Here is a 25935-nt window from a genome sequence, read left to right as displayed (position 1 = left end):
CGCAGTTCCCCGCGCCCCTTTTGGGCCGGGACTACGTGTGCGGGCCGGTGGTGGGCTGGTCGCGCAGTTCCCCGCGCCCCTTTTGGGCCGGGACTACGTGTGCGGGCCGGTGGTGGGCTGGTCGCGCAGTTCCCCGCGCCCCTTTTGGGCCGGGACTTCGTGTGCGGGCCGGTGGTGGCTTGCTCGCGCAGTTCCCCGCGCCCCTGAAGCGGCCGGTCTTCGTCCGCAGATCGTGGGTGGCCGATCGCGCAGTTCCCCGCGCCCCCTATCGGCCCGGCACTTCGCCTGCGGGTCGGCCGTGGTTGCTCGCGCAGTTCCCCGCGCCCCTCAAAGGCCGGACCTCGTCCGCGGATCGTGGAGGGCTGAGCGCGCAGTTCCCCGCGCCCCTTTGTGCGCCCCTGCGGGGCGATCGGCTGGGTGGTCGCATCCGTGCGAAGGGGCCGCATTGTGTCCCAGCCCCGCGGCCCTATAAACCCGTGGCCGATCCAACTACTTCGGCCGCGGCCAACCCCCTCAGGGGCGCGGGGAACTGCGCGACCAGCCCAGCACGGCCCGCAGACGAAAGACCGGGGACCCGGGGCGCTGGGGCGCAGCCCCGCGGCGTTCAGGGGCGCGGGGAACTGCGCGATCGGCCACCCACGACCCGCAGACGAACTCCGGGCCGATAAGGGGCGCGGGGAACTGCGCGAGCAGCCCACCACCGGCCCGCACACAAAGTCCCGACCCCAAAGACCGGACCCCTCACGCCCCCGCGGGGCCCGGGGCGCAGCCACGACGGGGGTGGGGCTAGGAGTGGCCGAGGTCTTCGGAATCCTCGTCCGGGGCCCCCGCCTCCACAGACCCGAACCCCTCCGGCCGCAACACCAACGCATCCGCCCCCAACGTATCCAGCACCGGCGCCGAAGGCCGCGGCGGCTTCGGCATGACCGCCGCCTCCGAGTGGCCGCCGCAGCCGTAGGACAGCGACACGACACGCCCGTCCGCGGGGCTGAACTCGTTCGCGCAGACCCCGAAGGCCTGCCGCAGCGACCCGGCCAGCGGGACCAGGAAGGCGCACGACACGCAGGAGGCCGGTGCCGCCTGCGCCATCGGGGTCTTCGCGCCGAACGACTCGTCCCAGCGGTCCGCCGCCGCGTGCAGCCCGTACCGGGACAGCACGCGCGCCCGGCGCAGGCCGAGCTCCTCGGCCACCGCCGCGATCGTGCCGCGCGCGGCACCGGGGCGGGCCACCAGCTCCGCGTCCTCGGCCTCGACCCGCTCGGCCATCTCCTCGGAGACGGCGGAGTTCGGCGGCGGGGCGTCCTCCCCGGTGTAGCCGGGCTCCAGGCGCAGGTCGTCCGCCTCGGTGGGCAGCAGGTCGCCGGGGCCCATGTCCCCGGGGCGCAGCCGCTCGCTCCACGGCACCCATTCGGGGGCCTGGAGCGCGTCGGGCCCGGGCAGCAGGACCGTCTCGTCGAGGGTGACCAGTTTCGCGCGGGAGGCCCGCGCCACGGTCACCGCCCAGCGCCAGCCCCGGTACCCCGGCTCCTTGCACTCGAAGAAGTGCGTGACGACCCGGTCGCCCTCGGCCACCACCGATACGTGCTCTCCGACCACGCCGGGCGCGGCGGCCTCCTCGGCCGCCTCCCGGGCGAGGTCGACCGCTTCGGCGCACAGGCGGTCGGGGGTACGGCTTCGCGTCGTCGCAGCACTCACAGGTCTCGCTTCTCTCCTACGCCGTCTCACGGGTGCGCCGGGGACCGCGTACGTACGAGTCGCGGACGGAGCGGACCAAGGGGCCGCGTCGACGTCCGCGCCCGGGCCGTGAACTGATCAGGGGCGCGCCTTTCGCCATCCATTCTGCGGGATCGCGGAGAGGCGCGCGGCCATGAGCAGCCGCGGGCGGCGCGCCTGTCACGCTACCCCCTTCGCGGCCCGTGGCCCACCTGCCGGTCCGAATCCCTGTCGGTACGTCATGGTCAGACGGGGTTGGGGCACTATGACAGATGTGGCTACCGCGAGGTCCGTCGATACGGCCGGTCCCCTCCGCAGGGCGGGGCGGACGGTCGGCCGAGCGCTGCATCTGCCCATCACGGGCACCGCGCGTTCCATCCGAAAGGCGACACATGCCCATGGCGCCGGTGAGTCGGGCCTGGGCAAACTGATCGAACTCCACGCCGTGAACGGCGCCGGGGACGTCATGATCACCGTCGCCCTGGCGTCCACCGTGTTCTTCTCCGTCCCCACCGACCAGGCCCGCGGCCGGGTCGCGCTGTACCTGGCGATCACGATGGCCCCGTTCACCCTGCTGGCCCCGGTGATCGGTCCGCTGCTCGACCGGATGCCGCACGGCCGGCGCGCCGCGATGGCGGGCGCCATGCTGGCGCGGGCGCTGCTCGCGCTCACCATGTCGGGCGCGGTCGCCACCGGCGGCCTGGAGCTGTATCCGGCGGCGCTCGGCGTCCTGGTGGCGTCGAAGGCGTACGGAGTGGTGCGCAGCGCGGTCGTGCCGCGCCTGCTGCCACCGGGGTTCTCGCTGGTCAAGGCCAATTCCAGAGTCACCCTCGCGGGGCTGCTCGCGACGGCGGCGGCGGCCCCCATCGGCGCGGGGCTCCAGCACGTGGGGCCGGAGTGGCCGCTGTACGGGGCGTTCTGCCTGTTCGTGATGGGGACGTTCCTGGCCTTCACGCTCGACCACAAGGTGGACTCCGCCAAGGGCGAGAGCAAGGCCGGCCTGGTCGAGCGCGCGGGCCGCAAACCGGGGCTGAGCTCGGTCGGCTCGTCCGTGCGCAGCGGGCTGATCGCCAACGCGGCCCTGCGCGCGCTCTCCGGCTTCCTGATCTTCTTCCTGGCGTTCCTGCTGCGCGAGCACCCGCTGTCCGGGCAGAGCGCCGCCGTGTCGCTGGGCGTGGTCGGCGTCTCGGCGGGCGTGGGCAACGCGCTCGGCACGGCGGCGGGCTCGATGCTGCGCTCGCGGGGCCCGGAGATCATCATCGTGGCGGCGCTGCTGGCCGCGCTGGGCGCGGGGGTGTGCGCGGCGGCGTTCTTCAGCGGGGTGCTGATGGCGGTGCTCGGGGCGACCGCGGGCTTCACGCAGGCGTTGGCGAAGCTGTCCCTGGACGCGATGCTCCAGCGCGATGTGCCCGAGGAGGTGCGGACCTCCGCGTTCGCCCGTTCGGAGACCGCGCTCCAGATGTCGTGGGTGGTGGGCGGTGCCATAGGGATCGTGCTGCCGCTCAACGGCGTGCTCGGGATGTCGGTCGCGGCGGGCCTGCTCGCGGTGGGCGCGCTCACGTCCGTACGGGGGCTGCTGAGCTCGTCGCGGCGCGGCACACCACACCCGCGCGTGGCGTGATCTCGGCGGACCGATAGCCTTCGGCTCATGACCGCCTCGTTCACCTCCGGTAAGGCCCGCCGGGCCGGCATCGCCCTGGGCGCTGTCTCCGTCGGCCTCCTCGCCCTCTCCGCCTGCGACAAGCCGACGCCCCTCGCGACCGTGACGGTCGGGACGACCTCGGTGAACGCCGAGGCCGCCTGCCGCAACGACGGCAAGGTGCTCTCCGAGGAGAAGCTCACCACCTGCCTGAGCAGCGTGAAGACCTCGAAGACGATCAAGTACTCGCCGGGCTCGACCCTGCGTCTGGGCGTGGACCCGGACGTGGTGGAGCACGGCGACAAGTGGATCGCGCTGCTCGACGGTTCGCCGATCTTCGGCGAGCCCATCAGCACCACCTACCGCTCGTTCCCCAACGCCGACGTCTTCGCGACCGGCGGCCAGTCCGCGGCGCCGAAGTCCCGGAAGATCAACATCGTGCAGGTGAACGAGGACAACAAGCCGAAGTCGGTGTGGGGCTTCACCCTCAAGCACGACAACGGCTGACATGCGCGTCCTGGTCGTGACCGCCGTCCCCGCCGAGCGGGACGCGGTCACGCGGGCGTGCCCGGCGGGCGCGGACGTCCTCGTGGGGGGCGTGGGCCCCGCCTCGGCCGCCGCCGCCACGGCCACCGCTCTGGCCCGCACCCCGTACGGCCTGGTCGTCTCGGCCGGGATCGGGGGCGGGTTCCCGTCCGCCGCGCCCGTCGGCGGCCTCATCGTCGCGTCCCGGATCGTCGCCGCCGACCTCGGGGCCGACACGCCCGAGGGATACCGGGACGTGGAGGCGCTCGGCTTCGGGCGCTGCGCCCATCTGCCGCCCGAGCCGCTCGCGCGGGCGGCCGCCGGGGCCATCGGCGCCGTGTACGGGCCCGTTCTCACCGTCTCCACCGTCACCGGCACCGCCGCCCGCGCCGCCGAGCTGGCCGCCCGGCACCCGGGGGCGGCCGCCGAGGCGATGGAGGGCTTCGGGGTCGCGGAGGCCGCGGCCCAGCAGGGGGTTCCCGTGCTGGAGATCCGGGCCGTCTCCAACGCCGTGGGGCCGCGCGACCGTTCCGCCTGGCGGATCGGGGACGCGCTCGCCGCACTCACCGACGCCTTCGGGAAGCTCCCGCCCGTACTGGAGAGTTGGAACGGTCATGACTGAGCCGCTGCGCATCGCCTACTCGCCCTGCCCCAACGACACGTTCGTCTTCGACGCCTGGGCGCACGGCCGCGTCCCCGGGGCGCCGCGGCTCGACGTCACCTTCGCGGACATCGACATCACCAACGGCATCGCCGAACGCGGCCCCGGCGACGGCGGCTTCGACCTGCTGAAGGTGTCGTACGCCGTGCTGCCCTGGGTCCTGGACGACTACGCGCTGCTGCCCTGCGGCGGGGCGCTGGGGCGCGGCTGCGGCCCGCTGGTGCTCACCCGCGAGCCCGGTGTGGACCTCACCGGCAGGACCGTCGCCGTGCCGAGCGAGCGCTCGACGGCGTATCTGCTCTTCCGGCTCTGGGCGGCCGACGTGGTGCCCGGCGGCGTCGGCAAGGTCGTCGTGATGCCGTTCCACGAGATCATGCCCGCCGTGCGCGACGGCCGGGTGGACGCCGGACTCGTCATCCACGAGGCCCGCTTCACGTACCAGGAGTACGGGCTGCACTCGCTCGCCGACATGGGCGAGCACTGGGAGTCGACGACCGGGCTGCCCATCCCGCTGGGCGCGATCATCGCCCGCCGCTCGCTCGGCGAGGCCCGGCTGCGCGAGCTGGCCGAGGCCGTCCGGACCTCCGTCCGCATGGCCTGGGACGACCCGGAGGCCTCCCGGCCGTACGTACGGGAGCACGCCCAGGAGATGGACCCGGCGGTCGCCGACCAGCACATCGGGCTCTACGTCAACGAGTTCACCCACGACCTGGGCGAGGACGGCTACGCGGCGGTGCGGGGGCTGCTGACGCGGGCCGCGGCCGAGGGGCTGGTGCCTCCGCTCGGCCGCGACGCGCTCAGGTTCGTGGACTAGCCCGGGTTCGTGGACCGGCTCAGGCTCGGGGACCGGTTCTGGTTCGTGGACCGGTTTGGGTTCACGGACCGGTTCGGGTTCGCGGTCCAGCGGACTAGACGTCGAGCTGGTCCGCCACCGCCCGCAGCAGGCCGGCGATCTTCTTGCCGGCCGCCTTGTCGGGGTAGCGGCCGCGCTCCAGCATCGGCGTGATGTTCTCCAGCAGGGTCGTCAGGTCCTGGACGATGGAGGCCAGTTCGTCCGGCTTGCGGCGCTGGGCCGCGGCGACCGAGGGGGCCGGGTCGAGGACGGTCACCGAGAGCGCCTGGTCACCGCGCTGGCCCGCGACCACGCCGAACTCGACGCGCTGGCCGGGCTTGAGTGTCTCGACCCCGGCGGGGAGCACGGACGAGTGGACGAAGACGTCGCCGCCGTCGTCGCGGGAGAGAAAGCCGAAGCCCTTCTCGCTGTTGAACCATTTGACCTTGCCGGTAGGCACGTCTGTCCTCGTCCTCGTACTCGTCGTGGGTGCTCGGGGCGCCGCGGAGAACGGCTCTGGATAGCACTGCAGCGGGTCGCCTTGGGACCCGCCGACACCAAGGCTAATGGTCCAGAGGCTGCTGACAAGACGTCCCGGCGGGTCCTTACGGGCAGGGAACTACCCTGACCGAGTGAGTAACGAAACCCAAGCGAATTCGGCCAGGGACGAGTCGAACAGCGGGGACCGGCTGGTTCGCGCCGGTGTCATCGTCTTCTTCGTCGGCGCGCTCGCCACGCTGGTCACGGTGGCGCCGCTGTTCCTGCACACCTCCCCGTTCCCGCCCGTCGCCTACGCGGTGTGCATGCTGATGGGCGTCGGCTTCCTGATCGCCGGGGCGGGTGTGGTGCGGTCGGTGCGGGCGGGCCGCGGGGCGGCCTAGGGAGCGGGCTGGGGAGCGGCGGGGGGAGCGGCCCGGAGGGTGTCCTGCGCGCTGACGTACGCCTTCCACCACGGGCGGAACTCCGTGAGGTCGGCGAGGACGACGTCCGCGCCCGCCTCGCGCAGCTCCCGCGTGCCGATCGGGCCGGTCGGCACGGCCACCGAGAGCGCGCCCGCGGCGTGGGCGCCGCGGACGTCGCCGGTGTGGTCGCCGACGTACACCGAGGCGCCGTGCGCGCGCAGCGCCTCCGCCTTGGCCTCCGCCCACAGCCCGCCGATCAGCTCGTCGGGCTCCAGCCCGAGGTGGGTGAGGTGCAGGGCGGCCTGCGGCCGGTTCTTGGCGGTGACGACGATGGCGCGCCCGCCGAGCTCCTGGACCGCGCGTATCGCGTCGGCCGCGCCGGGGAGGGCGTGGGTGGGGGCGATGGCGTACGTGGGGTACAGCTCGCGGTACCGCGCCGCCATCTCCGGGACGCGGTCCTCGGGGAACCAGTGGCTCAGCTCCCACTCCAGCGGGGGGCCGAGGCGGCTGACGGCGGCGTCGGCGTCGATGGGGGTGTGGGTGTCCTCGGCGAGGCGGGTGTAGCAGGCGTGGATGCCGGGGCGGGAGTCGATGAGGGTCATGTCGAGGTCGAACCCGACGGTACGCGTAGCCATGCCCCCCATTGTGTCTCCCCCACCCCGCCCCTCCCCTGAACCCTCCGGGGGCGAGAGCCACCTTCCCTGGGCCGCGCCCCGGACTCCCGAACGGGGCCGCGCCCCGGACTCCCGAACGGGGCCGCGCCCCGGACTCCCGAACGGGGCCGCGCCCCGGGCCCCGTCTTTCGTCTGCGGACCGTGCTGGGCCGGTCGCGCAGTTCCCCGCGCCCCTGAGGCACCTCCCCGCAGCCGAACTCCCCCACTCGCCCCCTCCAGGGGCGCGGGGAACGGCGCGAGCAACCGGCCACGGCCCGCAGCCGAAGTCCGAGCCCTGAAGGGGCGCGGGGAACGGCGCGACCAGGCACCCACGGTCCGCGGACGAAGTCCCGGCCCGACAAGGGGCGCGGGGAACTGCGCGACCAGCCCACCACCCAGGTGCAGACAAAGACCCGGCCCTTCAGGGGCGCGGAACTTCGCGGCCAGCCGGCGTCGGCCCGCAGGCAGAACTCACGGCCGCCCGCCCAGGGCTTTCGGGAAGGGGTGGGGTGGGGGAAAACCCCTCAGCGGGGACGCCGCGCCCGCCAGAACAGGAAGGCCGCCGACCCCACCGCGGCCCCCCGCACCACCCACGGCCACACCCCCGCCACCGCATCCCCCATCGCCCCCTCCGCGATCGGCGTGCCCCAGCGGCCGTCCTGGCGGCCCCACAGCCAGGCCGCGCCCGCGGCCACCGCCAGGCCGGGCAGGCCCAGGACCGCCCACTTCGTCTCCGCGGGCGTCAGACGGCGTGACACGTACGCCAGGAGCCAGCCACCGCCCAGCGCCAACCAGTTGCCCAGGGCCGCGCCCACCACCAGCAGCGCCGCCGCGGCCAGCAGCAGCGGGCTGGAGAAGGACGGGCGGGGGAGCCGGATCCTCCGCGCCAGAGGCTCGTCGAGGGCCGCCTCGACCGGCTCTTCGGCGCCCTCGGCCACCTTCGCGGCCTCGGCCGCCTTCGCCGCCTCCGCCCTCGCCGCCTCCGCCTTCGCCAACTCCTCCGGCGGCCGCAGTATCTCCGGGATCTCCACCCCGCCCACGAACCCCGCCACCGACTCCCCGGGGCCGCCCCCGAACGGGCCCGGTTCGATCCGCCACCAGTCCGGCTCGCCGTCGGAGGAGCCGAGTTCGTCCATGCCGGCGAGGTGCGGCGGCGACGCGGCCGTCACCGGCGGAGGCGGAGGCGAGGAGGGAGATGGGGACGAGGGCGCGGGGGCGGGCGGGGGGTTCGGGGACGACTCGCGCGGGCGGGGGAAGAGCTGACGGCGTCCCCGGCCCCCGTCCCGCTGCCCCGGCACCCCCCGACCCGCCGTCTCCACCTCCGGCGGCGCCTCGTACGCCCCGGCCGTCGAGACGGACTCCACCACCTCGTCCGGCGTACCGAGCCGCCCCAGGATCCGGCGCACCGCCGCCGGGGAGTCGGCGCCGAACTTCGCCCGTCTGCGGTCGATCTCGTCGCGCAGCCCGGACACCAGACGCATCCGTGCCGCGGAGGGCAACTGCCGCCGCTGGGCCAGGTCGCCGACCCGGCTCAGGTAGTCGTAGACCAGCTGGTCGCTCTCGATCCCCACACCGTTCCCCTTCGTGCCCCGCCGGGGCCCGCCGCCGCCTCCCTGCCCTGACGGTAGCGCGCAGCGGCTACCGTGGGGCGGATGGGGACTGGCGAGCGCGACCAGGAGGCGCACGTGTCCGAAGCACCGACCGGAGCGGGTGGAGTGAGCGGACCCGACAGCCGTGCTGCCCGCGCCGACCACGCCGCCGGTGGCCACACCGCCGACGACCACGCCGCCGGCGGCACCCGCGTGCCCGCCGCGCCCCGCACCCTCGCCGAAGCGCTCCGCTCGCGCCCCGACTCCTCCCTCGCCGCGCTCCTGCGCGCCCGGCCCGATCTGCTCACTCCCGTACCCAACGACCTGACGCAGCTGGCCACCCGCGCCGGGACGCGGGCCTCGGTGGTGCGGGCGCTGGAGCGGCTGGACCGGTTCGCGCTCCAGACCGCGCAGGCGCTGGCCGTGGCGCCCGACCCGGCGCCCTATCCGGTCCTGCTCGCGCTCCTGGCGGGCGACGAGGGCGACCCGGCCGTCGAGGAGGCGCTGCCGGGGGCGGTCGCGGGGCTGCGGGAGCAGGCGCTGGTGTGGGGGACCGACGAGCGGCTGCGGCTGGTGCGCACCGCCCGCGAGCTGCTGGCGCCCTCCCCCGCGCACCCCTCCCCCACCGGCCTCGGCCCGACCGTCGCCGAGGCCACGGCCGGGATGTCGCCGGGGCGGGTGCAGGAGATCCTCCGGGCCGCCGGGCTCCCCGCCACCCATGACCCGGTCTCCGCGGTCGCCGCGCTGACCTCGCTCTTCACCGACCGGACGCGGATGTCGGAGCTGCTCGACACCGCCCCGCCGGAGGCGCTCGCGGTGCTCGACCGGCTGGTGTGGGGGCCGCCGTACGGCGAGGTGTCGGCGGATCCGGCGCCGCCGGTGCGCTGGCTGCGCGACCACGGGCTGCTGCTGCCGACCTCGGCGCGGACGGTGGTCCTGCCGCGCGAGGCCGCCCTGCATCTGCGCGCCGGGCGCGCGCACCGGGCGCCCGAGCCGGTGGCGCCCGCCGTCGCGCCGGCCCGGGAGTACAAGCCGCAGGTGGTGGACTCCGCGGCGGCGGGGCAGGCGCTGACCGCGCTGACCATGGTCGAGGACCTGCTGGCCGAGTGGAACGAGGGCGGGCCGGCCGTGCTGCGCGCGGGCGGTCTGAGCGTGCGTGACCTGAAACGGACGGCCGCCGCCCTGGACACCACCGAGCAGGCCGCCGCTTTCTGGCTCGAACTCGCCTACGCGGCCGGGCTGCTGGCGTCCGACGGGGAGGCGGACGAGCGGTACGCGCCGACGCCCGCGTACGACGACTGGCTGGACCTGCCGCCCGCCGAGCGCTGGTCGCGGCTGGCCGCCGCGTGGCTCGCCGCGACCCGTACGCCGGGCCTGGTCGGCGACCAGGACGCCCGCGCCCGCACCCTCGCGGCCCTCGGCCCCGACCTGGACCGCTCCCCCGCCCCGGAGGTGCGCCACCGGGTGCTGGCCCTGCTCGCGCTGCTGCCCGAGGGGACCGCACCCGACCCCGAGACGCTGCTGGCCCGGCTGCGCTGGGAGCACCCGTCCCGTACCGGCCCCGAGGACCTGCGGCCCCGGCTGGCCCGGTGGACGCTGGCCGAGGCGGAGTGGCTGGGCGTGACGGGCCGGGGCGCGCTCGCCGGGCACGGACGGGCGCTGCTCGCCGCGGCCGGCGACACCGCCAGGGCGCCCCGGTCCGGCGCCACCACCCCGCCCGCCGGTCTCGCGGCCGCCGCCGCGCTCGCGCCGCACCTGCCCGAGCCCGTCGACCACGTCCTGCTCCAGGCCGACCTCACCGCGGTCGCGCCCGGCCCGCTGCGGCGCCCGCTCGCCGCGACCCTGAACGTGCTGGCGGACATCGAGTCGAAGGGCGGCGCGACGGTGTACCGGTTCACGCCCGCCTCGGTGCGCCGCGCCCTCGACGCCGGGCAGGCCGCCTCCGACCTGCACGCCTTCCTCGCCGCGCACAGCGCCACCCCGGTCCCGCAGCCGCTCAGCTACCTCATCGACGACGTGGCCCGCCGCCACGGCCACCTCCGGGTCGGCGCGGCCTCGGCGTACGTGCGCTGCGACGACGACGCGCTCCTCGACGAGATCGTCGCGGACAAGCGGTCCGCGGGGCTGCGGCTGCGGCGGCTCGCCCCGACCGTGCTCGCCGCCCAGGCCGACCCCGCCGCGCTCCTCGAAGGGCTGCGCGCGATGGGGTACGCCCCGGCCGCCGAGTCCGCCGAGGGCGATGTGGTGATCACCCGCGCCGACACCCGCCGCACCCCGCCCCGTGCCGTCCCCGCGCCCGTGCCGGAGGGCCCGCCGCTGCCCGACGAGACGCTGCTCGGCGCGGCGGTCCGGGCGATCCGGGCGGGCGACGAGGCCGCCACGGTCGTCCGCAAGGAGGTTCCGCGCGCCACGCCCGCCGAACCGGGCGGGCTGCCGCGCACCACGGCCGCCGAGACGCTGGCCACCGTCCAGGCCGCGGTGATGACCGGCTCGGCCCTGTGGATCGGCTACGTCAACGCGGACGGCGCCGCCAGCCAGCGGGTGATCGCGCCGGTGCGGGTGGAGGGCGGGTTCGTGACGGCGTACGACCACACGGCCGACGAGGTGCGCACCTATCCGCTGCACCGGATCACCGGGGTCGCGGAGCTGGCGGACGACCCCGCCTGAGCCGACGGCCGTCCCCCCGGGCCGGCCGTCGCGCCCCCGCCCGCGCCCCGCTGAGGCACACTGGAGGTTTCGCCGCCTCCACGTACGTACGGAATGAGGGTGCACCGCGTGAACGGGCCACTGATCGTCCAGTCGGACAAGACCCTGCTCCTGGAAGTCGACCACGAGCAGGCCGACGCCTGCCGCCGGGCCATCGCGCCCTTCGCCGAGCTGGAGCGGGCGCCGGAGCACATCCACACCTACCGGCTGACCCCGCTGGGGCTGTGGAACGCGCGTGCGGCCGGGCACGACGCCGAGCAGGTGGTGGACGCGCTCGTCGAGTTCTCCCGCTACCCGGTGCCGCACGCCCTGCTCGTCGACGTCGCCGAGACGATGGCGCGCTACGGACGGCTCACCCTCAGCAAGCACCCCGTCCACGGTCTGGTGCTGACCAGCACCGACCGGCCGGTCCTCGAGGAGATCCTGCGCTCCAAGAAGATCGTCCCGCTGGTCGGCGCGCGGCTGGACGCGGACACGGTCGCGGTGCACCCCTCCGAGCGCGGCCAGATCAAGCAGACCCTGCTCAAGCTCGGCTGGCCCGCCGAGGACCTCGCGGGGTACGTGGACGGCGAGGCGCACCCGATCGAGCTCGCGGAGGACGGCTGGGCGCTGCGGCCGTACCAGAAGCAGGCCGTCGAGGGGTTCTGGCACGGCGGCAGCGGGGTGGTCGTGCTGCCCTGCGGCGCGGGCAAGACGCTGGTGGGGGCGGGCGCCATGGCGCAGGCCAAGGCGACCACGCTGATCCTGGTCACCAACACCGTCTCGGCCCGGCAGTGGAAGCACGAGCTGGTCAAGCGCACCTCGCTGACGGAGGAGGAGATCGGCGAGTACAGCGGGACGCGCAAGGAGATCCGGCCGGTCACCATCGCCACGTACCAGGTGCTCACCACCCGCAGGAAGGGTGTGTACCCGCACCTGGAGCTCTTCGACTCCCGGGACTGGGGGCTGATCGTCTACGACGAGGTGCACCTGCTGCCCGCGCCGGTCTTCAAGTTCACGGCCGACCTCCAGGCCCGCCGGCGGCTCGGTCTCACGGCGACGCTGGTGCGCGAGGACGGGCGCGAGTCGGACGTCTTCTCGCTGATCGGCCCGAAGCGGTTCGACGCGCCGTGGAAGGAGATCGAGGCGCAGGGCTACATCGCGCCCGCCGACTGCGTGGAGGTCCGGGTCAATCTGACCGACTCCGAGCGGCTGGCGTACGCGACGGCCGAGACCGAGGAGAAGTACCGGTTCTGCGCGACCACCGCCACCAAGCGGAAGGTCACCGAGGCGCTGGTGCGGAAGTTCGCGGGCCAGCAGATCCTCGTCATCGGGCAGTACATCGACCAGCTCGACGAGCTGGGCGAGCATCTGAACGCGCCGGTGATCAAGGGCGAGACGCCCAACGCGCAGCGCGAGAAGCTCTTCGAGTCCTTCCGGCAGGGCGAGATCTCGGTGCTGGTCGTCTCCAAGGTCGCGAACTTCTCCATCGACCTGCCCGAGGCGACGGTCGCCATCCAGGTCTCCGGCACGTTCGGCTCACGCCAGGAGGAGGCCCAGCGGCTCGGCCGGGTGCTGCGCCCGAAGGCGGACGGCCACCAGGCGCACTTCTACTCCGTGGTGGCCCGCGACACCCTCGACCAGGACTTCGCGGCGCACCGCCAGCGGTTCCTGGCGGAGCAGGGGTACGCGTACCGGATCGTGGACGCGGACGATCTGCTCGCGGGGGACGTGGGCTGACGGGGGCCGAGTCCGGCGGTCCCCCGGACCCGTGACCGGCCGGGTCATTGTCTGCGGGCCGTGGTCGGTTGCTCGCGCGGTTCCCCGCGCCCCTCGGGTGCGCCGGGCCGCAGGCGGGTGGCGGCCCGGGCTGACAGGGCGAGTGCCAGCAGTGCGTACGGTGATGCCAACGGCTGCTGCCACCAGGGCAGGTGGAGGTCCAGCTCCCCCTCGTGCGGCACCAGCCACAGCGTGCGCGCGGTGAACACCACCGCCACGGCGACGGCGGTACGGACCCGCCCCTCGGCCACCAGGACCGCCAGCAGCGGAACGCACCACACCCAGTGGTGGGACCAGCTGACCGGGGAGACGAGCAGCGCGGTGAGGGCGGTGACCAGGACCCCCCACCGCTCGGGCGCCCGCCGGGCGATCCACAGCCCGGTCACCGCGACGAGCGCCGCCACCGCCACCCCCGCCGCGCCGGGCGCGGGCGTGTGGAGCAGCCGGGCCACCAGCCCCTGGAGCGACTGGTTGTCGACGATCCACACCTTGCCGACCCGTTCGGTCTCGAAGAGCCGCCGCGTCCAGAAGTCCACGCTGGCGCCGGGCAGGACGAGCCCGCCCAGCAGCACGGTCCCGGCGAACGCGGCGGCGCCCGCCCCCGCCTCCCGCCACCGCCCCCTGAGCAGCGCGTACAGCAGGAAGAGCGCCGGGGTGAGCTTGATGCCCGCCGCCACCCCGGTCGCGAAGCCCTTGCCGGGGGAGCCGGGCGGCCTGGTGAGGTCCCCCAGGACCAGGCAGGTCAGGGCGAGGTTGATCTGGCCGAACAGCAGCGTCTGGAACACCGGTTCAAGCCAGAGCCCGGCGGCGGTGGCGGCGAGCAGGGCGGCCGGGTGGACCGTGATTCCGGCGAACCGGCAGGACAGCCGTACCAGGAGGGCGAGCAGCAGCGCGTTGCCGACGGCGAAGGCGGCCTTGAGCACCGGTACGGGGAGCCAGGTGGTCGGCACGAACAGGAGCGCGGCGAACGGCGGGTAGGTGGCGGGCAGGTGCCAGCGGGTGACGGTGAAGCCGTACAGATCGGTGCCGTGCGCGACGGCCGCGCCCTCCGCCCGGTAGACCAGGGCGTCCGCCATGGGGACGCGCAGGGCGAGGCAGAGCGCTGCCAGTGCGGTGAGTGAGAGGGCGAGCAGGACCACGCCGGTCGCGGGTGTGACGGCTGCGGCGGCTGCGGCGGATGTAACGCGTTCGGCGGATGTGACGGGTTCGGCGGGTGTGACGGCTGCGGCGGATGTGGCGGGTGTCGCTCTGCGCGAACGATCGGTCACGTTCCGGTACTTCACGGGCGTGACCCTAGAGGATCCGACGAGCGGGCCGGGGCAGGCTCAGCGGGCAGGGAGGGTGAGGGGGGCCGGGTGTTCGGCTGCGGGTCGCCGCGGGCTGGTCGCGCAGTTCCCCGCGCCCCTTGGGGGGATCGGGTCAGCGGTGGCGGCGGCGGACGCCCGCTTCCTCCGAGTACTCCCCGAGGACGACAACGCTCAGGGCGGCGCCCGCGAAGGCCTTGGCGGCGCGCAGGGCGTTGCCGACGCGGTGCGGGGCGTGCTCGGCGCCGGTGGCGGTGGCGCCCCGGGGGGCCGGGACGGTGGGCGCGGGGGTGCAGGTCACGGTGCTCATGTATCCATGGTGCTCCCGGGCCCCTCCTCTTTCATCGCTCTGCGGTCGGAACCGTCCGGCCCCCCATGTCCACCTCTGGTCCAAGGCCGTCCCCTACGGGTAGGACCCCGCTCCCTAGGGGCTGCCCCGGGGTCCCGGCCGGCCCCGGGAAAATTCGTTCGCCCCGCCCGGCCCCCCTGACTACAATCGCCGCTTCCCCGCCTCCCTCCGAGGAGCGCCGCCGCCCGGACGGAAACCGGCCGGCCGCCGAAGCCGCAAGGCGATCCCGCCCGATCAGCCTCCCGGAGGAACCCCGTGTCCCCGCACGACCCCGAAGACCCCCTCAGCCGTGAGCGCGCCCACCTCGCCGAGTCGCGCGCGGCCCTGCGTGCGATGCGCGAGGACGTGCAGAACCTCGACATCAAGGACGTCACCGCGAACTGGGTGAACGCCGCCGTCCTCCAGCGCCAGATCGACGACCGCATCAAGGCCCTGGCGGACCTCTCGCACACCCCGCTCTTCTTCGGCCGCCTCGACTATCTGCACGCCCCCGGCGCCGAGTTGGCCGAGGGCGCCGGGGGCGAGCGGTTCTACATCGGGCGCCGCCACGTCCACGACGCCGAGGGCGACCCGATGGTGATCGACTGGCGTGCGCCGGTCTCCCAGCCGTTCTACCGCGCCTCCCGCAAGGACCCCCAGGACATCGGGCTGCGCCGCCGCTTCGGCTACACGGGCGGCGAGCTCACGGCGTACGAGGACGAGCACCTCACCGACCCCGCCGAGGCGGCCACCACCAGCAAGCTGCTCCAGGCGGAGATCGAGCGCCCGCGTGTCGGCCCGATGCGCGACATCGTGGCGACGATCCAGCCGGAGCAGGACGAGATCGTCCGGTCCGGGCTCGGCGGATCGGTCTGTGTGCAGGGCGGCCCCGGCACCGGCAAGACGGCCGTCGGCCTGCACCGGGTCGCGTACCTCCTCTACGCCCACCGCGACCGCCTCGCCCGCACCGGCACGCTGGTCATCGGCCCCAACGCCTCCTTCCTCCACTACATCGAGCAAGTGCTGCCCGCGCTGGGCGAGTTGGAGGTCAAGCAGGCGACCGTCGACGACCTGGTGGCGCACGTCGAGGTGAAGGGCGTCGACGACGCGCCCGCCGCGATCGTCAAGGGCGACGCCCGGATGGCCGAGGTGCTGCGCCGGGCGGTCCGCAGCCATGTGAGCATGCCCACCGAGCCCCTGGTGGTGGTGCGCGGCTCGCGCCGCTGGCGGATCCCGGCGTACGAACTGGAGGAGATCGTCCGCGAGTTGCAGGAGCGGGACATCCGGTACGGGGCCGCCCGGGACGCTCTGCCGCAGCGCATCGCGCACGCCGTGCTCGTACGGATGGAGCAGGCGGGCGAGGCGCCCGACGACCGGGTGCAGGACGCGGTGGCGCGCAACGCGGCGGTGAAGGCGGCCGTGAAGGAGCTCTGGCCGCCGGTCGACCCCGCGAAGCTCGTACTGCGGCTGCTCTCCGACGCCGACTTCCTCGCCGCGCACGCGGAGGGACTGCTCAGCGCGGACGAGCAGAAGACGATCCTGTGGGCGAAGCCCGCCCGCAGTGTCAGGGCCGCCAAGTGGTCGGCGGCGGACGCGGTGCTGATCGACGAGGCGAACGACCTGGTGGCGCGGACCCACTCGCTCGGCCATGTGGTGGTCGACGAGGCGCAGGACCTCTCCCCCATGCAGTACCGGGCGGTCGGCCGCCGCTGCTCGACCGGCTCGGCGACCGTCCTGGGCGACCTGGCGCAGGGCACCACGCCCTGGGCGACGGCGAGCTGGGACGAGGCGCTGAGGCATCTGGGCAAGCCGGATGCGGTGGTGGAGGAGCTGACGGCGGGCTTCCGCGTGCCGCGCGAGGTGATCGCGTACGCCTCGCGGCTGCTGCCGTCGATCTCGCCGGGCCTGGCCCCGGTGGAGTCGGTGCGTGAGACCCCCGGCTCGCTGGCCGTGCGCGCCTCGGCCCCGGACGAGCTGGACGCGGACGTGCTGGCCGCCTGCCGCCAGGCGCTGGAACACGAGGGATCGACCGGCCTGATCGCGGCGGACGCGCGGATCCCGGTGCTCGCCGAGGCGCTGACGGCGGCGGGCCTGGCGTTCCTGGACCCGGGCGAGGAGACCACGGCCGAGTCCCGGCTCACCCTGGTCCCCGCCTCCCTGGCGAAGGGCCTGGAGTACGACTACGTGGTCCTGGACGAGCCCTCGGCGGTGGTCGACGGCGAACCGGACGAACGTACCGGCCTGCGCCGCCTGTACGTGGCGCTGACCCGGGCGGTCTCGGGCCTCACCGTCTGCCACGCGGCGCCCCTGCCCGCCCAGCTGACCTGATCCGCCGCCGCTGAGCCCCAGGCCGCCCCAGGTCGCCGATGTCCGCCTCGCGTAGCGCTTTCGTCCTGGCGACGTCATGAATCGGCCACGGGCCCGGGCATTTCGGACACCCCGCTGGCGACGCGTCGCGCTCGTCCCGTAGGAACTCTGTTCGTAGAGATCGCCAAGGCGGTCCACAGCATCGGTCCACAGCGTCATCGCTTCAACGGGGGAGTTCACACCATGAGCAGTTCTGTCATGCGCAAGGGCGGCGGCCGGGTCAAGCTGGCGTCCGTCGGCCTGGTGGTCGTCGGTTCGCTGGCGCTGAGCGCGTGCAACGGGGACGACGGCGCCGACCAGCCGGTCGGCGGGGCGAAGCCGACGCCGTCCGCACCCGCGTCCCAGGCGCCGTCCACCCAGCCCCCGGCGCCCTCGGGCGGCGGCGGAGCCGGCCAGGCGAAGGGCGGCCAGACGTTCAAGCTGGGCGAGGCCGCGCGGTTCCCGTTCACCTACGGCACCACGACAAAGGGCGAGATCGCGCTCACCGTCGACGCGATCGAGAAGGGCGCCCCCGCCGACCTGGCCCCGCTCAAGCTCGGCGACAAGGTCAGCGGGAAGGTCCCGTACTACATCCGCTACACGGTCGAGAACGTCGGCACGACGGACCTGGCGTACGCCTCCGTCGGCCACATGAAGGGTCACCTCGGCGACGACACCGAGGCGCAGAACCTCATGGTCATCGGCCACTTCGACAAGTGCCCGAACGAGTCCCTGCCCAAGGACTTCACCCACGGCAAGACCCAGAAGGGCTGCGCGGTCGCGCTGGCGCCCTCCGCGACGACGAAGGTCGTGTCGGCGGAGTACTGGGGCAGCCCCTTCACCATGGGCCAGGGCCTCTACTGGAAGTAGCCCGCTCCTAGCCGGCCGCGTACGGGACGAACCGCGCCCACGCGGCCGGCGACAGGGCGAGCGCGGGGCCCTGCGGGTCCTTGGAGTCGCGGACGTGGATGGTGGCGGGGCAGGCGGCCACCTCCACGCAGTCGCCGTCCCCGCTACTGCTGTACGTGGATTTGCGCCAGTCGAGGGCGACTTCGACGCAGTCGTCACCGGATCCGCTGCTGTAACTGCTCTTGAACCAGGCGAGTTCGGTGCTGGTCATAACGCTCCTCGCAGTTGCTCCAACAGGCGCACGGAGTCCTCGGGAGTGAGGGCTTGCGTGCGCAGTTTCGCATACCGCATGTGGAGCGTGCTGATCTCTTTGGGATCGGAAACGAACAGGCCGCCTCGCTGCCCCTCGCAGTAGCCGAACCACCGGTTGGCCGGGGTTTCGAGCAGCTGGATGGGACCGCCCAGTCCGGCGTGAACTCCCGTGGTCATCGGCATGATTTGCAACTGGATGTTCCGAGCGGAAGTGCACTCCAGGATGAAGTCGATGAGCTCGCGGGTCACCTCCGCTCCACCCGTGCGCCGCAGGAAGACGTGCTCCTCGATGATGAAACTGAACGACGTGTTGGGCCGGTCCCGCAGCAGTTGCTGCCGCTCCTGCCGGGCCGCCAACTGGACCTCGACCTGGGCGTCGGCCAGGGGCGGCACGCGCTCCCCGAACAACGTCCGCGCGTACGCCTCCGTCTGCAACAGCCCCGGTACGAGCCGCGACTCGTACGTGTAGAGGCTGATCGCGCACCGCTCGTACTGCGCCCAGCGGCGGAACCAGCGGGCGAGGCCCGGCTGGCGGTTGAGGTACTGCATCGCGCTGCGCAGCGCGTTCGTGTTGCCGAGGGCCGCCTCCGCGCTCTCGACGAAGTCGGGGTCGGGCATGCGGCGGCCCAACTCAACGGACGCGACGGTGTGTTTGGAGAAGCCGACCAGGACGGCGAAGTCCTCGCGGCTCAGCCCCGCGTGTTCCCGCAGGGCCTGGAGGACCGCGCCGAACGTCCGCAGACTGTCCGACGGCTCCGGCTCGCTGTCGTACCCCTCGTGGTCCCAGGCCATGTGGCTGCCCTCCGGTGAGTGGATCTCCCCGCGCGTAACTCACCCAGAGTTACGGCCCGTTGGCCGTACTGTCTACAGGACGGCCGCGTACGCTCGCGCGGAGTACGCGCTTCCAGCCTGGTCACGGGCGTGCGAGCGGCGTCACTGTGGCCCCATGCACCCCGAGAACGGAACGACGACCGCCCATCTGTCCACTACCGTACGTATGTTCAGGCGCCGGATCTCCGCCACCCGGCACGGCGCGCGGCTGGCCCGGCTCCTCGCCGTCCGGCGGCTGGCGGAGTGGGGCGTGCCGCGCCACGGCGAGGCGTCGGACACGGCCGCGCTGGTCGTCGCGGAGCTGGCGTCCAACGCGGTGCTGCACGCGCGCGTGCCCGGCCGCGACTTCGAACTGGCCCTGGCCCTGCGGGAGGGGACGCTGCGGATCGCGGTGACGGACGGGCGGGGGGACCGGCGGCTGCCGGCCACCGTGGGCGCGTCGGCGGACGCGGGCGGACGTGCCGAGGCCGAATCGGGGCGGGGGCTGCTGCTGGTGGCAGCGGTGGCCGCGCGCTGGGGCACGGACGAGGGGCCGGTGCCGCGCAAGACGGTGTGGGCCGAGGTACGGGTGGACGGGTAGCCGGATGCCGTCGCGATGGACGTACCGTTGGTGGCGCTTGTGTTCGAAGGGGGCATGTGTGGTGGGATAAGACGATGCGCTCCCCCGCCCGCATGCACCCTCGTCCCCGTAACCCCTATGACGAACTCGCGGCCCTGGCCGATCCCGAGCCCGGCTCGGAGGGCGGACCCGAGCCCGCCGGGCTCACGGTTCTCCCGCTCGACCTCAGCCGTATGTACGCCGAGCCCGAGGACGACGCGTGGTCCCCGCCGGACCACCGCCGCGCCGGGAAGGGCCGGCGCGCGAGGCGCGGCCGTCGGCGCCGCCGCAGTCCCTTCGCCGCGCTCCCGCGCCTCGCCAAGCTGATGTTCGCGCTGGTCGTGTGCGTCGGGTTCCTGGTCCTCGCGGACCGGTGCGCGGCGATGTACGCGGAGAAGAAGGCGCGGCAGGCGCTCCAGGACGAACTCCATCTGGCCGCCGCTCCCGAGGTGGACATCCACGGGTTCCCGTTCCTCACGCAGGTCCTGGACAAGCGGCTGGAACGGGTGGACGTCACCGTGCCGCACGTGGCCGCCGACCGGATATCGCTCGCGAAGGTGCAGGCCAGCGCGCGGAACATCACCCTGACGGGGGATCTGCCGAACGACATCCGCAGTGCGGTCATCGGCGATCTCCACGGTCGGATCACCCTGTCCTTCGACGACATGAACCGGGAACTGGCGGCCTCGCAGCTGAAGTTCAGCCGGGTGAGCGGCGACACGGTGGGCGCGGACGGCCGGCTGACCATCGCCGGGCAGGAGCTGCGCGTACGGGCACGGGCCCAGGTGCGGCTCGTGGGCTCCAGCGGGCTGTCCACGGACGTCGACGGCATGAGCCTCGACATGCCGGGCGTGGCCACGTACCGGCCGGGGCGGAACCGGGGGCTGACGCTGCACCGCGAGGCCGCCGACCTCATCAGCCGGGACACCGCGCGCGTGAAGGCGCTGCTGTCGGTCCCGGCGGTGGTGGAGCGGCTCGGAGTGCCGAAGGAGGACGTGGCGGCGGCGCTGCGCAGCGAGGAGAAGCTGCACGAGCTGACCGGCACGCCCCGGTTCGCCGAACAGCTGACACAGGTCAACCTCGTCGACGTGGTGGCGGACCACCCCTGGCTGCTGTCGAAGATCGGCATCGACCCGAAGCTGGTCACGGGCCTGCTGGCGATGCGGCCGCCGGAGCTCTCCGACCGCCTGTCCTTCTCGTACACGCTGCCGCGCGAGGCGCGGATGCTGCGGGTGCGGGACGTACGGGTGGAGAAGGACGGCGTGGTGGCGACGGTCTCGGGGGTGGAGCTGGCGGTGGGGAAGGGGCGGTAGGCCCCGGGGCTGCCGGGGCGGGGGTCCGGGTTTGGACCCCCGCCGTCGTTCGCGCCTACGCGTCCAGGGTCTCGCGCCACTGGGCGACGGCCCGGGCCGAGACGGGGGCCGCCCAGCCGTCGGGGCGCGACGCGCCGCCGATGTGCACCGCGTCGATCCCGGCGTCCCGCAGGCGCGGCAGGTGGTCGAGGCGGAGGCCGCCGCCGACGAGGATGCGGGGCTCGTAGCCCGGCTCGCCGGACCGGCCCGCCTCCGTGACCAGCGTCTCCAGGCCGTCGTCGACGCCTCCGGCCGCACCCGCCGTCAGATACGTGTCGAGGCCGGGCAGGCCCGCGAGCTCCTTGCGCAGGGCGTCGCGGTCGGCGGCGCGGTCGACGGCCCGGTGGAACGTCCACCGGCATCCGTCCAGCTCCGCCACCAGCGCCCGTACGGCCGTCATGTCCGGGGCGCCGGTCTCGTCGAGGAAGCCGAGCACGAACTCCTCCGCGCCCTCCGCGCGCAGCGCCCGGGCGTCCCGTACGAGCGCGTCCACGTCGCCCGCCGCGAAGCCGTCCGCCGCGCGCAGCATCACGCGCAGCGGGATGTCCACGGCGGCGCGGACCGCCGCGAAGGTCCGCCGGGACGGGGTGAGGCCGTCGGCCGCCATGTCGGTGACCAGCTCCAGCCGGTCCGCGCCACCGGCCTGTGCCGCGACGGCGTCGTCCGCGTCGAGAGCGATCACCTCAAGCAGTGCACGGTTGCTCATCTGACCCCAATTCCTCGGCTGCCTACCCGCTCAACAGGTCTAGTCCAATAACAGCCTACGCGGCGGGGCCCGGGGCCGCATGCGTCAGGGGGCGGCGCGCCGGGGGCTCACTCCACGAACCGCACCTCCGGCCAGCGCCGCGAGGGCCGCTCCAGGAGGCCGGCGTCGTCGCGGCAGCGCAGCCACCGGTCGAAGAAGGCGGCGACGTACGCCTGCTGGGCGGCGACGGAACGTACCGGGTCGATGGTGCCCACGTTCCCGGTGACGAAGGCGTCCGGCAGCCCGAGCCGGCGGGCGATCTGCGGGATCTGCGACTGAAGGTCGGTGAACGAGGCGTGGGCGGTGCCGGTGAGGGTCAGGTCCCGGCGCCAGCCGGTGCTGTGCCGCCACACGGCGCCCCAGGAGGGGAGGGTGTGGTGGTCGTCGCCGTCCATGCCCATGAGGAGCAGGGGGCGGGTGACGCCGTCGGTGCCGACGGAGGACGGGTTCGCCGGGTCGTGGTCGTTCTCGGTGTAACCCATCACGCCGTCCATGTTGAGCGCGGCGCGGAGGCGGCGGTCGTCGTGCAGGGTCTGCGCGGCGGTGAACCCGCCCGCGCTCTGCCCGAACATCCCGACGGCCCCGAGGTCGAGGAGGCGCCCGAGGGGGTCGGGGAGGTGGCGGAGCCGGTCGAGGACGAACCGGGTGTCGGCCACCCGCACGTCCACGACCTTCCTCAGCAGCGCGACGACGTGCTCGGGCCCGGCCTCCTTGGCGCGGGCGTAATCGCGGGGCAGCACGGTCCGTTCGAGCCGGCCCCGGGGGAACTCGACGACCTGGGCGTCGTACGGGTGGTCCAGCATCACCACGACGTACCCGCGCGAGGCGAGCTCGTCGCAGTGGGTGGTGCCCAGGGTGCGGGGGTCGCCGGCGCCGGGCGAGTAGAGGACGACGGGGAAACCGGCGGAGTGGGGGGCGGGGTGGGCGACGGGGGCACGGGTGTGGGCGTGGCTGCGGGTGGCTCCCCAGTCCACGCTTCCCTCGGGCACGTCGAGTCCGCTCATCCGGCCGTACGCGTCGGCGGCGGCGCGGGTCATCTGCGGCGCACGCGCGTACCCGCGCACCCGGCGGGCGGGATACCGCACCCCCACCATCAGCTCCCGGCAGCCCCGCGTACCCCACGGATCCCGCCGCGCCCGGTCGACGAGCCGCAGACTCACGGTGCCGACGGGGTGGGGGCCGGTGGGTGGGGGGAGTTCGGTGTGGATGCGGGGGGTTGCGGTGGCGGTGGCGGCTCCGCTGCCGAGGAGGACGGTGGCGGCGGCGGCGGTCAGGACGATCCGGCGAGAGGGCGCGATCATGCCTCCGACTGTCCCAGGGGCCGACTCCCCTGCCCATCGGGGAGGCCCCCGGGGCGGGGCGGGGGGTAGCCCGAGGGTGCTCACCTGCGCCCCGGTGGTGGGTGACTCGCGCAGTTCCCCGCGCCCCTCAAGGGGCCGGAGATTCGCCTGCGGGTCGGTGGCGGCTTGCTCGCGCAGTTCCCCGCGCCCCTTATCGGGCCCGGACCTCGTCTGCGGGTCGGCTTCGGTCGCTCGCGCCGTTCCCCGCGCCCCTAGGGGGTCGGCCGTAGCCGGAACAGTTGGCTCAGCCACAGGCTTTTAGGGGCGCGGGGAACTGCGCGGCCGGCCACCCACCACCCGCAGACAACAACCGGACCGGCACCCTTCCAGGGGCGCGGGGAACTGCGCGGCCAGCCCACCACCTACCCGTACACGAAAGCCGGACCCGGACACCCCAGGGGCGCGGGGAACTGCGCGGCCAGCCCACCACCAACCCGCACACGAAAGCCGGACCCGGACACCCCAGGGGCGCGGGGAACTGCGCGAGCAGCCCACCACCGGGCCGCAGGCGAACACCGGGCCCGATAAGGGGCGCGGGGAACTGCGCGGCCGGGGTGCCGCCTCCCGCAGGCGGAAACGGGGCCCGGGGCGTCGTTAGGCTCGGGGGATGGTCGATCTCGTTGCCCGTTGGGCCGACACCCTCAGCGCCGCCCGCCAAGGCCCCACCCCCGACCCCACCCCCTACGCCACCAACCTCCTCACCCGCTGGAGCGAACCCCACCGCAAGTACCACACCGTCGCCCACCTCACCGCCGTACTGCGCCACATCGACACCCTCGCCGACCACGCCGCCGCCCCCGAACTCGTCCGCCTCGCCGCGTGGTTCCACGACGCCGTCTACCGGCCGGACCGCTCCGAGAACGAGGAGCGCAGCGCCGCCCTGGCCGAACGGGCGCTGCCCGAGGCCGGGTTGGGAGCCGAGGACACCGCCGAGGTCGCCCGGCTGGTACGCCTGACCGTCACCCACGACCCCGCCGAGGGCGACACCAACGGCGAGGTCCTGTGCGACGCGGACCTCGCGGTTCTGGCGGGCGGCCCGGAGGAGTACGCCGCGTACGCCGCCGCCGTCCGCGAGGAGTACGCCTTCGTCCCCGACGACGCCTTCCGCACCGGCCGCGCCCAGGTCCTGCGTCAGCTCCTCGCCCTGCCGAGGCTCTTCCGTACCCCGTACGGCGCCCACGAGTGGGAGACCCGCGCCCGCGAGAACCTGGCGACGGAGCTGGAGCTGCTGAGCTGCTGAGCTGCGGCCCCGGGCGCCACGGCCGTCACCCCGGCTACGGCGCCGGCCGCCCCTTGGGCCGTCGCAGCCCCGCCCCCGTCAGCCGCCGCACCAGCTCCTTGGAGCCGACCTCCACCGCCCCCGCCCGCACCGCGTCCGCGTACCGCGACTCCGGTACGTCGTAGTGGTCGCCGTCGAAGGCGCGCGGCGGGCAGCCGACGGCGGCGGCGAACGCGTGCAGTTCCTCGTACGACACATCGCTGACCAGGTGCGACCACAGACGGCCGTGGCCCGGCCAGGTCGGCGGGTCGATGTAGAGCGTCATGCGAGCGGGCCCGCGCCCAGGCCGCCGACCGGGGCCACCGTCACCCCCGCCTTGCCGCACACCCAGTGCGGGTCGGGCCCGAGCTCGGGCTCCACGTCGAGGGCGTGCGGGTCCCCGGCGTGGCAGACGGGGCAGATGGGCCAGCGGCCGTACTTCTCCAGGAGCGCGTCCTGCACGTCCTGCGCGACCAGCCCGGCGACGTACGACGCCCCGTCCGGCCACTGCTCCACCCACCAGCGGCGGTGCGTCACCGCGTCCTCGACCAGCGAGACGACATCGGCCTGGGCCACGTCGCGCGCGGCCAGGTCCGCCAGCACCAGGGCGCGGGCGGCGTGCAGGTACTGCTCCAGGGGGTCGACGTCGTCCATGGAGCCATTGTCACCCCATCCACCACTTCCGCCCGTCCCGGGCCGAGGGGTTGACCCCGCCCCACCTGCGAAAATATCTTTCAAGCGTGAACCACGACGTGAAGGAAACTTTCACCGGCGACGCGGCTCCCCCGGCCCCCGCCGCCCTCGCGGCCAAGGTGCGCACCCTGGCACCGTCGATGACCCGCTCGATGCAGCGCGTCGCCGAGGCCGTCGCCGGGGACCCGGCCGGGTGCGCCGCCCTCACCGTCACCGGCCTCGCCGAGCTCACCGGCACCAGCGAGGCCACCGTGGTCCGCACGGCCCGCCTCCTCGGCTACCCCGGCTACCGCGATCTGCGCCTCGCGCTCGCCGGGCTCGCCGCCCAGCAGCAGTCGGGGCGCGCCCCGGCCGTCACCGCCGACATCGCCGTCGACGACCCCCTCGCCGACGTGGTCGCCAAGCTCGCCCACGACGAGCAGCAGACCCTCGCCGACACCGCCGCCGCCCTCGACACCGTCCAGCTCGGCGCGGCCGTCGCCGCCCTCGCACAGGCCCGCCGCATCGACGTGTACGGCGTCGGCGCCTCCTCCCTCGTCGGCCAGGACCTCGCCCAGAAGCTGCTCAGGATCGGCCTCGTCGCGCACGCCCACACCGACCCGCACCTCGCCGTCACCAACGCCGTGCAACTGCGCGCGGGGGACGCGGCCGTGGCGATCACCCACTCCGGCTCGACCGGCGACGTCATCGAGCCGCTGCGCGTCGCCTTCGAGCGGGGCGCCACCACCATCGCCCTCACCGGCCGCCCCGACGGCCCCGTAGCCCAGTACGCCGACCACATACTGACCACCTCCACCGCCCGCGAGAGCGAGCTGCGCCCGGCCGCCATGTCCTCGCGCACCAGCCAGCTCCTCGTCGTGGACTGCCTGTTCATCGGTGTCGCCCAGCGCACGTACGAGACGGCCGCCCCCGCGCTCGCCGCCTCCTACGAGGCGCTCGCCCACCGTCACAGCCCGCGCACCCGCTGACCCCGGATGCCCCCGCCCACGTCACGAGAGAGC

At 74.3% G+C, this 25935-nt stretch carries 25 protein-coding genes; 13 read left to right on the top strand and 12 right to left on the bottom strand.

All coding sequences use genetic code 11. From position 1 onward, the window contains the following. Positions 1-786 precede the first annotated feature (786 nt). Entirely contained in the window at positions 787-1695 is a 909-nt protein-coding gene (locus tag ABZ404_RS12135; protein WP_358831502.1) for a DUF3027 domain-containing protein, read from the bottom strand. A 292-nt stretch (positions 1696-1987) separates the two neighbouring features. Between ABZ404_RS12135 and ABZ404_RS12130 the strand changes: the two genes are divergently transcribed. Genes ABZ404_RS12130 through ABZ404_RS12115 form a run of 4 tightly spaced genes read left to right on the top strand, consistent with a single transcriptional unit; the run spans position 1988 to position 5352 of the window. Next, positions 1988-3334 (top strand): MFS transporter, encoded by a 1347-nt coding sequence (locus ABZ404_RS12130; protein ID WP_358831503.1) that lies wholly within the window; start codon positions 1988-1990, stop codon positions 3332-3334. A gap of 27 nt (positions 3335-3361) precedes the next feature. Further along, positions 3362-3859, top strand: a complete 498-nt coding sequence (locus ABZ404_RS12125) for a DUF2771 domain-containing protein (protein WP_358831504.1) — start codon at positions 3362-3364, stop codon at positions 3857-3859. Between the two features lies 1 nt (position 3860). Beyond that, positions 3861-4499: a futalosine hydrolase gene (locus ABZ404_RS12120; RefSeq protein WP_358831505.1), complete on the top strand. Its 639-nt coding sequence runs from the start codon at positions 3861-3863 to the stop codon at positions 4497-4499. Continuing rightward, a complete protein-coding gene (locus ABZ404_RS12115; protein ID WP_358831506.1) occupies positions 4492-5352 on the top strand; it encodes a 1,4-dihydroxy-6-naphthoate synthase in 861 nt (286 codons plus the stop codon). The genes ABZ404_RS12120 and ABZ404_RS12115 overlap by 8 nt, the downstream gene beginning before the upstream one ends. 94 nt (positions 5353-5446) lie before the next feature. On the opposite strand, the gene ABZ404_RS12110 is transcribed toward ABZ404_RS12115, so the two are convergent. Then, on the bottom strand, positions 5447-5830 hold the full coding sequence (locus ABZ404_RS12110; RefSeq protein WP_358831507.1) for a cold-shock protein: 384 nt from the start codon (positions 5828-5830) through the stop codon (positions 5447-5449). A gap of 172 nt (positions 5831-6002) precedes the next feature. Between ABZ404_RS12110 and ABZ404_RS12105 the strand changes: the two genes are divergently transcribed. Continuing rightward, the gene (locus ABZ404_RS12105) at positions 6003-6251 is read left to right on the top strand and encodes a hypothetical protein (protein ID WP_358831508.1); all 249 of its coding nucleotides are present in this window, start codon (positions 6003-6005) and stop codon (positions 6249-6251) included. On the opposite strand, the gene ABZ404_RS12100 is transcribed toward ABZ404_RS12105, so the two are convergent. Together ABZ404_RS12100 and ABZ404_RS12095 are read right to left on the bottom strand one after the other, a co-directional pair. Continuing rightward, complete coding sequence (locus ABZ404_RS12100; RefSeq protein ID WP_358831509.1) at positions 6248-6907, bottom strand: HAD family hydrolase; 660 nt, start codon at positions 6905-6907, stop codon at positions 6248-6250. The two genes, ABZ404_RS12105 and ABZ404_RS12100, sit on opposite strands and share 4 nt — an antisense overlap. 542 nt (positions 6908-7449) lie before the next feature. Further along, complete coding sequence (locus ABZ404_RS12095; RefSeq protein WP_358831510.1) at positions 7450-8496, bottom strand: hypothetical protein; 1047 nt, start codon at positions 8494-8496, stop codon at positions 7450-7452. Positions 8497-8577: 81 nt separating this feature from the next. On the opposite strand from ABZ404_RS12095, the gene ABZ404_RS12090 reads away from it, so the two are divergent. Beyond that, positions 8578-11181, top strand: a complete 2604-nt coding sequence (locus tag ABZ404_RS12090; RefSeq protein WP_358831511.1) for a helicase-associated domain-containing protein — start codon at positions 8578-8580, stop codon at positions 11179-11181. Positions 11182-11289: 108 nt separating this feature from the next. Further along, positions 11290-12939 (top strand): DNA repair helicase XPB, encoded by a 1650-nt coding sequence (locus ABZ404_RS12085; protein ID WP_358831512.1) that lies wholly within the window; start codon positions 11290-11292, stop codon positions 12937-12939. 44 nt (positions 12940-12983) lie between these two features. Here ABZ404_RS12085 and ABZ404_RS12080 read toward each other — a convergent pair whose 3' ends face one another. Then, the gene (locus ABZ404_RS12080; protein ID WP_358831551.1) at positions 12984-14111 is read right to left on the bottom strand and encodes a glycosyltransferase 87 family protein; all 1128 of its coding nucleotides are present in this window, start codon (positions 14109-14111) and stop codon (positions 12984-12986) included. Between the two features lie 286 nt (positions 14112-14397). Continuing rightward, entirely contained in the window at positions 14398-14592 is a 195-nt protein-coding gene (locus ABZ404_RS12075; RefSeq protein WP_358831513.1) for a hypothetical protein, read from the bottom strand. 294 nt (positions 14593-14886) lie between these two features. Here ABZ404_RS12075 and ABZ404_RS12070 point away from each other — a divergent pair, with 294 nt between their 5' ends. Together ABZ404_RS12070 and ABZ404_RS12065 are read left to right on the top strand one after the other, a co-directional pair. Next, positions 14887-16938 (top strand): ATP-binding domain-containing protein, encoded by a 2052-nt coding sequence (locus ABZ404_RS12070; protein ID WP_358831514.1) that lies wholly within the window; start codon positions 14887-14889, stop codon positions 16936-16938. A gap of 222 nt (positions 16939-17160) precedes the next feature. Next, positions 17161-17826 (top strand): hypothetical protein, encoded by a 666-nt coding sequence (locus ABZ404_RS12065; protein ID WP_358831515.1) that lies wholly within the window; start codon positions 17161-17163, stop codon positions 17824-17826. 7 nt (positions 17827-17833) lie between these two features. Here the strand turns inward: ABZ404_RS12065 and ABZ404_RS12060 are convergent, their stop codons facing one another. Together ABZ404_RS12060 and ABZ404_RS12055 are read right to left on the bottom strand one after the other, a co-directional pair. After that, positions 17834-18076: a DUF397 domain-containing protein gene (locus ABZ404_RS12060; RefSeq protein ID WP_358831516.1), complete on the bottom strand. Its 243-nt coding sequence runs from the start codon at positions 18074-18076 to the stop codon at positions 17834-17836. Further along, complete coding sequence (locus tag ABZ404_RS12055) at positions 18073-18909, bottom strand: helix-turn-helix transcriptional regulator (RefSeq protein ID WP_358831517.1); 837 nt, start codon at positions 18907-18909, stop codon at positions 18073-18075. The genes ABZ404_RS12060 and ABZ404_RS12055 overlap by 4 nt, the downstream gene beginning before the upstream one ends. A 205-nt stretch (positions 18910-19114) precedes the next feature. Here ABZ404_RS12055 and ABZ404_RS12050 point away from each other — a divergent pair, with 205 nt between their 5' ends. Then, entirely contained in the window at positions 19115-19528 is a 414-nt protein-coding gene (locus ABZ404_RS12050) for an ATP-binding protein (RefSeq protein WP_358831552.1), read from the top strand. A gap of 92 nt (positions 19529-19620) precedes the next feature. After that, positions 19621-20859 (top strand): DUF2993 domain-containing protein, encoded by a 1239-nt coding sequence (locus ABZ404_RS12045; RefSeq protein ID WP_358831518.1) that lies wholly within the window; start codon positions 19621-19623, stop codon positions 20857-20859. Between the two features lie 55 nt (positions 20860-20914). On the opposite strand, the gene ABZ404_RS12040 is transcribed toward ABZ404_RS12045, so the two are convergent. After that, positions 20915-21604, bottom strand: a complete 690-nt coding sequence (locus tag ABZ404_RS12040; RefSeq protein WP_358831519.1) for a copper homeostasis protein CutC — start codon at positions 21602-21604, stop codon at positions 20915-20917. Between the two features lie 107 nt (positions 21605-21711). Beyond that, positions 21712-22944: a hydrolase gene (locus ABZ404_RS12035; RefSeq protein WP_358831520.1), complete on the bottom strand. Its 1233-nt coding sequence runs from the start codon at positions 22942-22944 to the stop codon at positions 21712-21714. 646 nt (positions 22945-23590) lie between these two features. On the opposite strand from ABZ404_RS12035, the gene ABZ404_RS12030 reads away from it, so the two are divergent. Then, complete coding sequence (locus ABZ404_RS12030; protein ID WP_358831521.1) at positions 23591-24223, top strand: hypothetical protein; 633 nt, start codon at positions 23591-23593, stop codon at positions 24221-24223. A gap of 34 nt (positions 24224-24257) precedes the next feature. Here ABZ404_RS12030 and ABZ404_RS12025 read toward each other — a convergent pair whose 3' ends face one another. Next, the gene (locus ABZ404_RS12025) at positions 24258-24527 is read right to left on the bottom strand and encodes a DUF4031 domain-containing protein (protein ID WP_358831522.1); all 270 of its coding nucleotides are present in this window, start codon (positions 24525-24527) and stop codon (positions 24258-24260) included. Further along, positions 24524-24895, bottom strand: a complete 372-nt coding sequence (locus ABZ404_RS12020; protein ID WP_358831523.1) for a hypothetical protein — start codon at positions 24893-24895, stop codon at positions 24524-24526. Before ABZ404_RS12020 ends, ABZ404_RS12025 begins: the two co-directional genes overlap by 4 nt. A gap of 86 nt (positions 24896-24981) precedes the next feature. Here ABZ404_RS12020 and ABZ404_RS12015 point away from each other — a divergent pair, with 86 nt between their 5' ends. Next, positions 24982-25902 (top strand): MurR/RpiR family transcriptional regulator, encoded by a 921-nt coding sequence (locus tag ABZ404_RS12015; protein ID WP_358831524.1) that lies wholly within the window; start codon positions 24982-24984, stop codon positions 25900-25902. The last annotated feature ends 33 nt before the right edge of the window (positions 25903-25935 follow it).

Source organism: Streptomyces sp. NPDC005878, assembly GCF_040629815.1.
In the GTDB taxonomy this organism is placed as follows: Bacteria; Actinomycetota; Actinomycetes; order Streptomycetales; family Streptomycetaceae; genus Streptomyces.
This window is presented reverse-complemented; position numbering and strand designations above follow the sequence as displayed.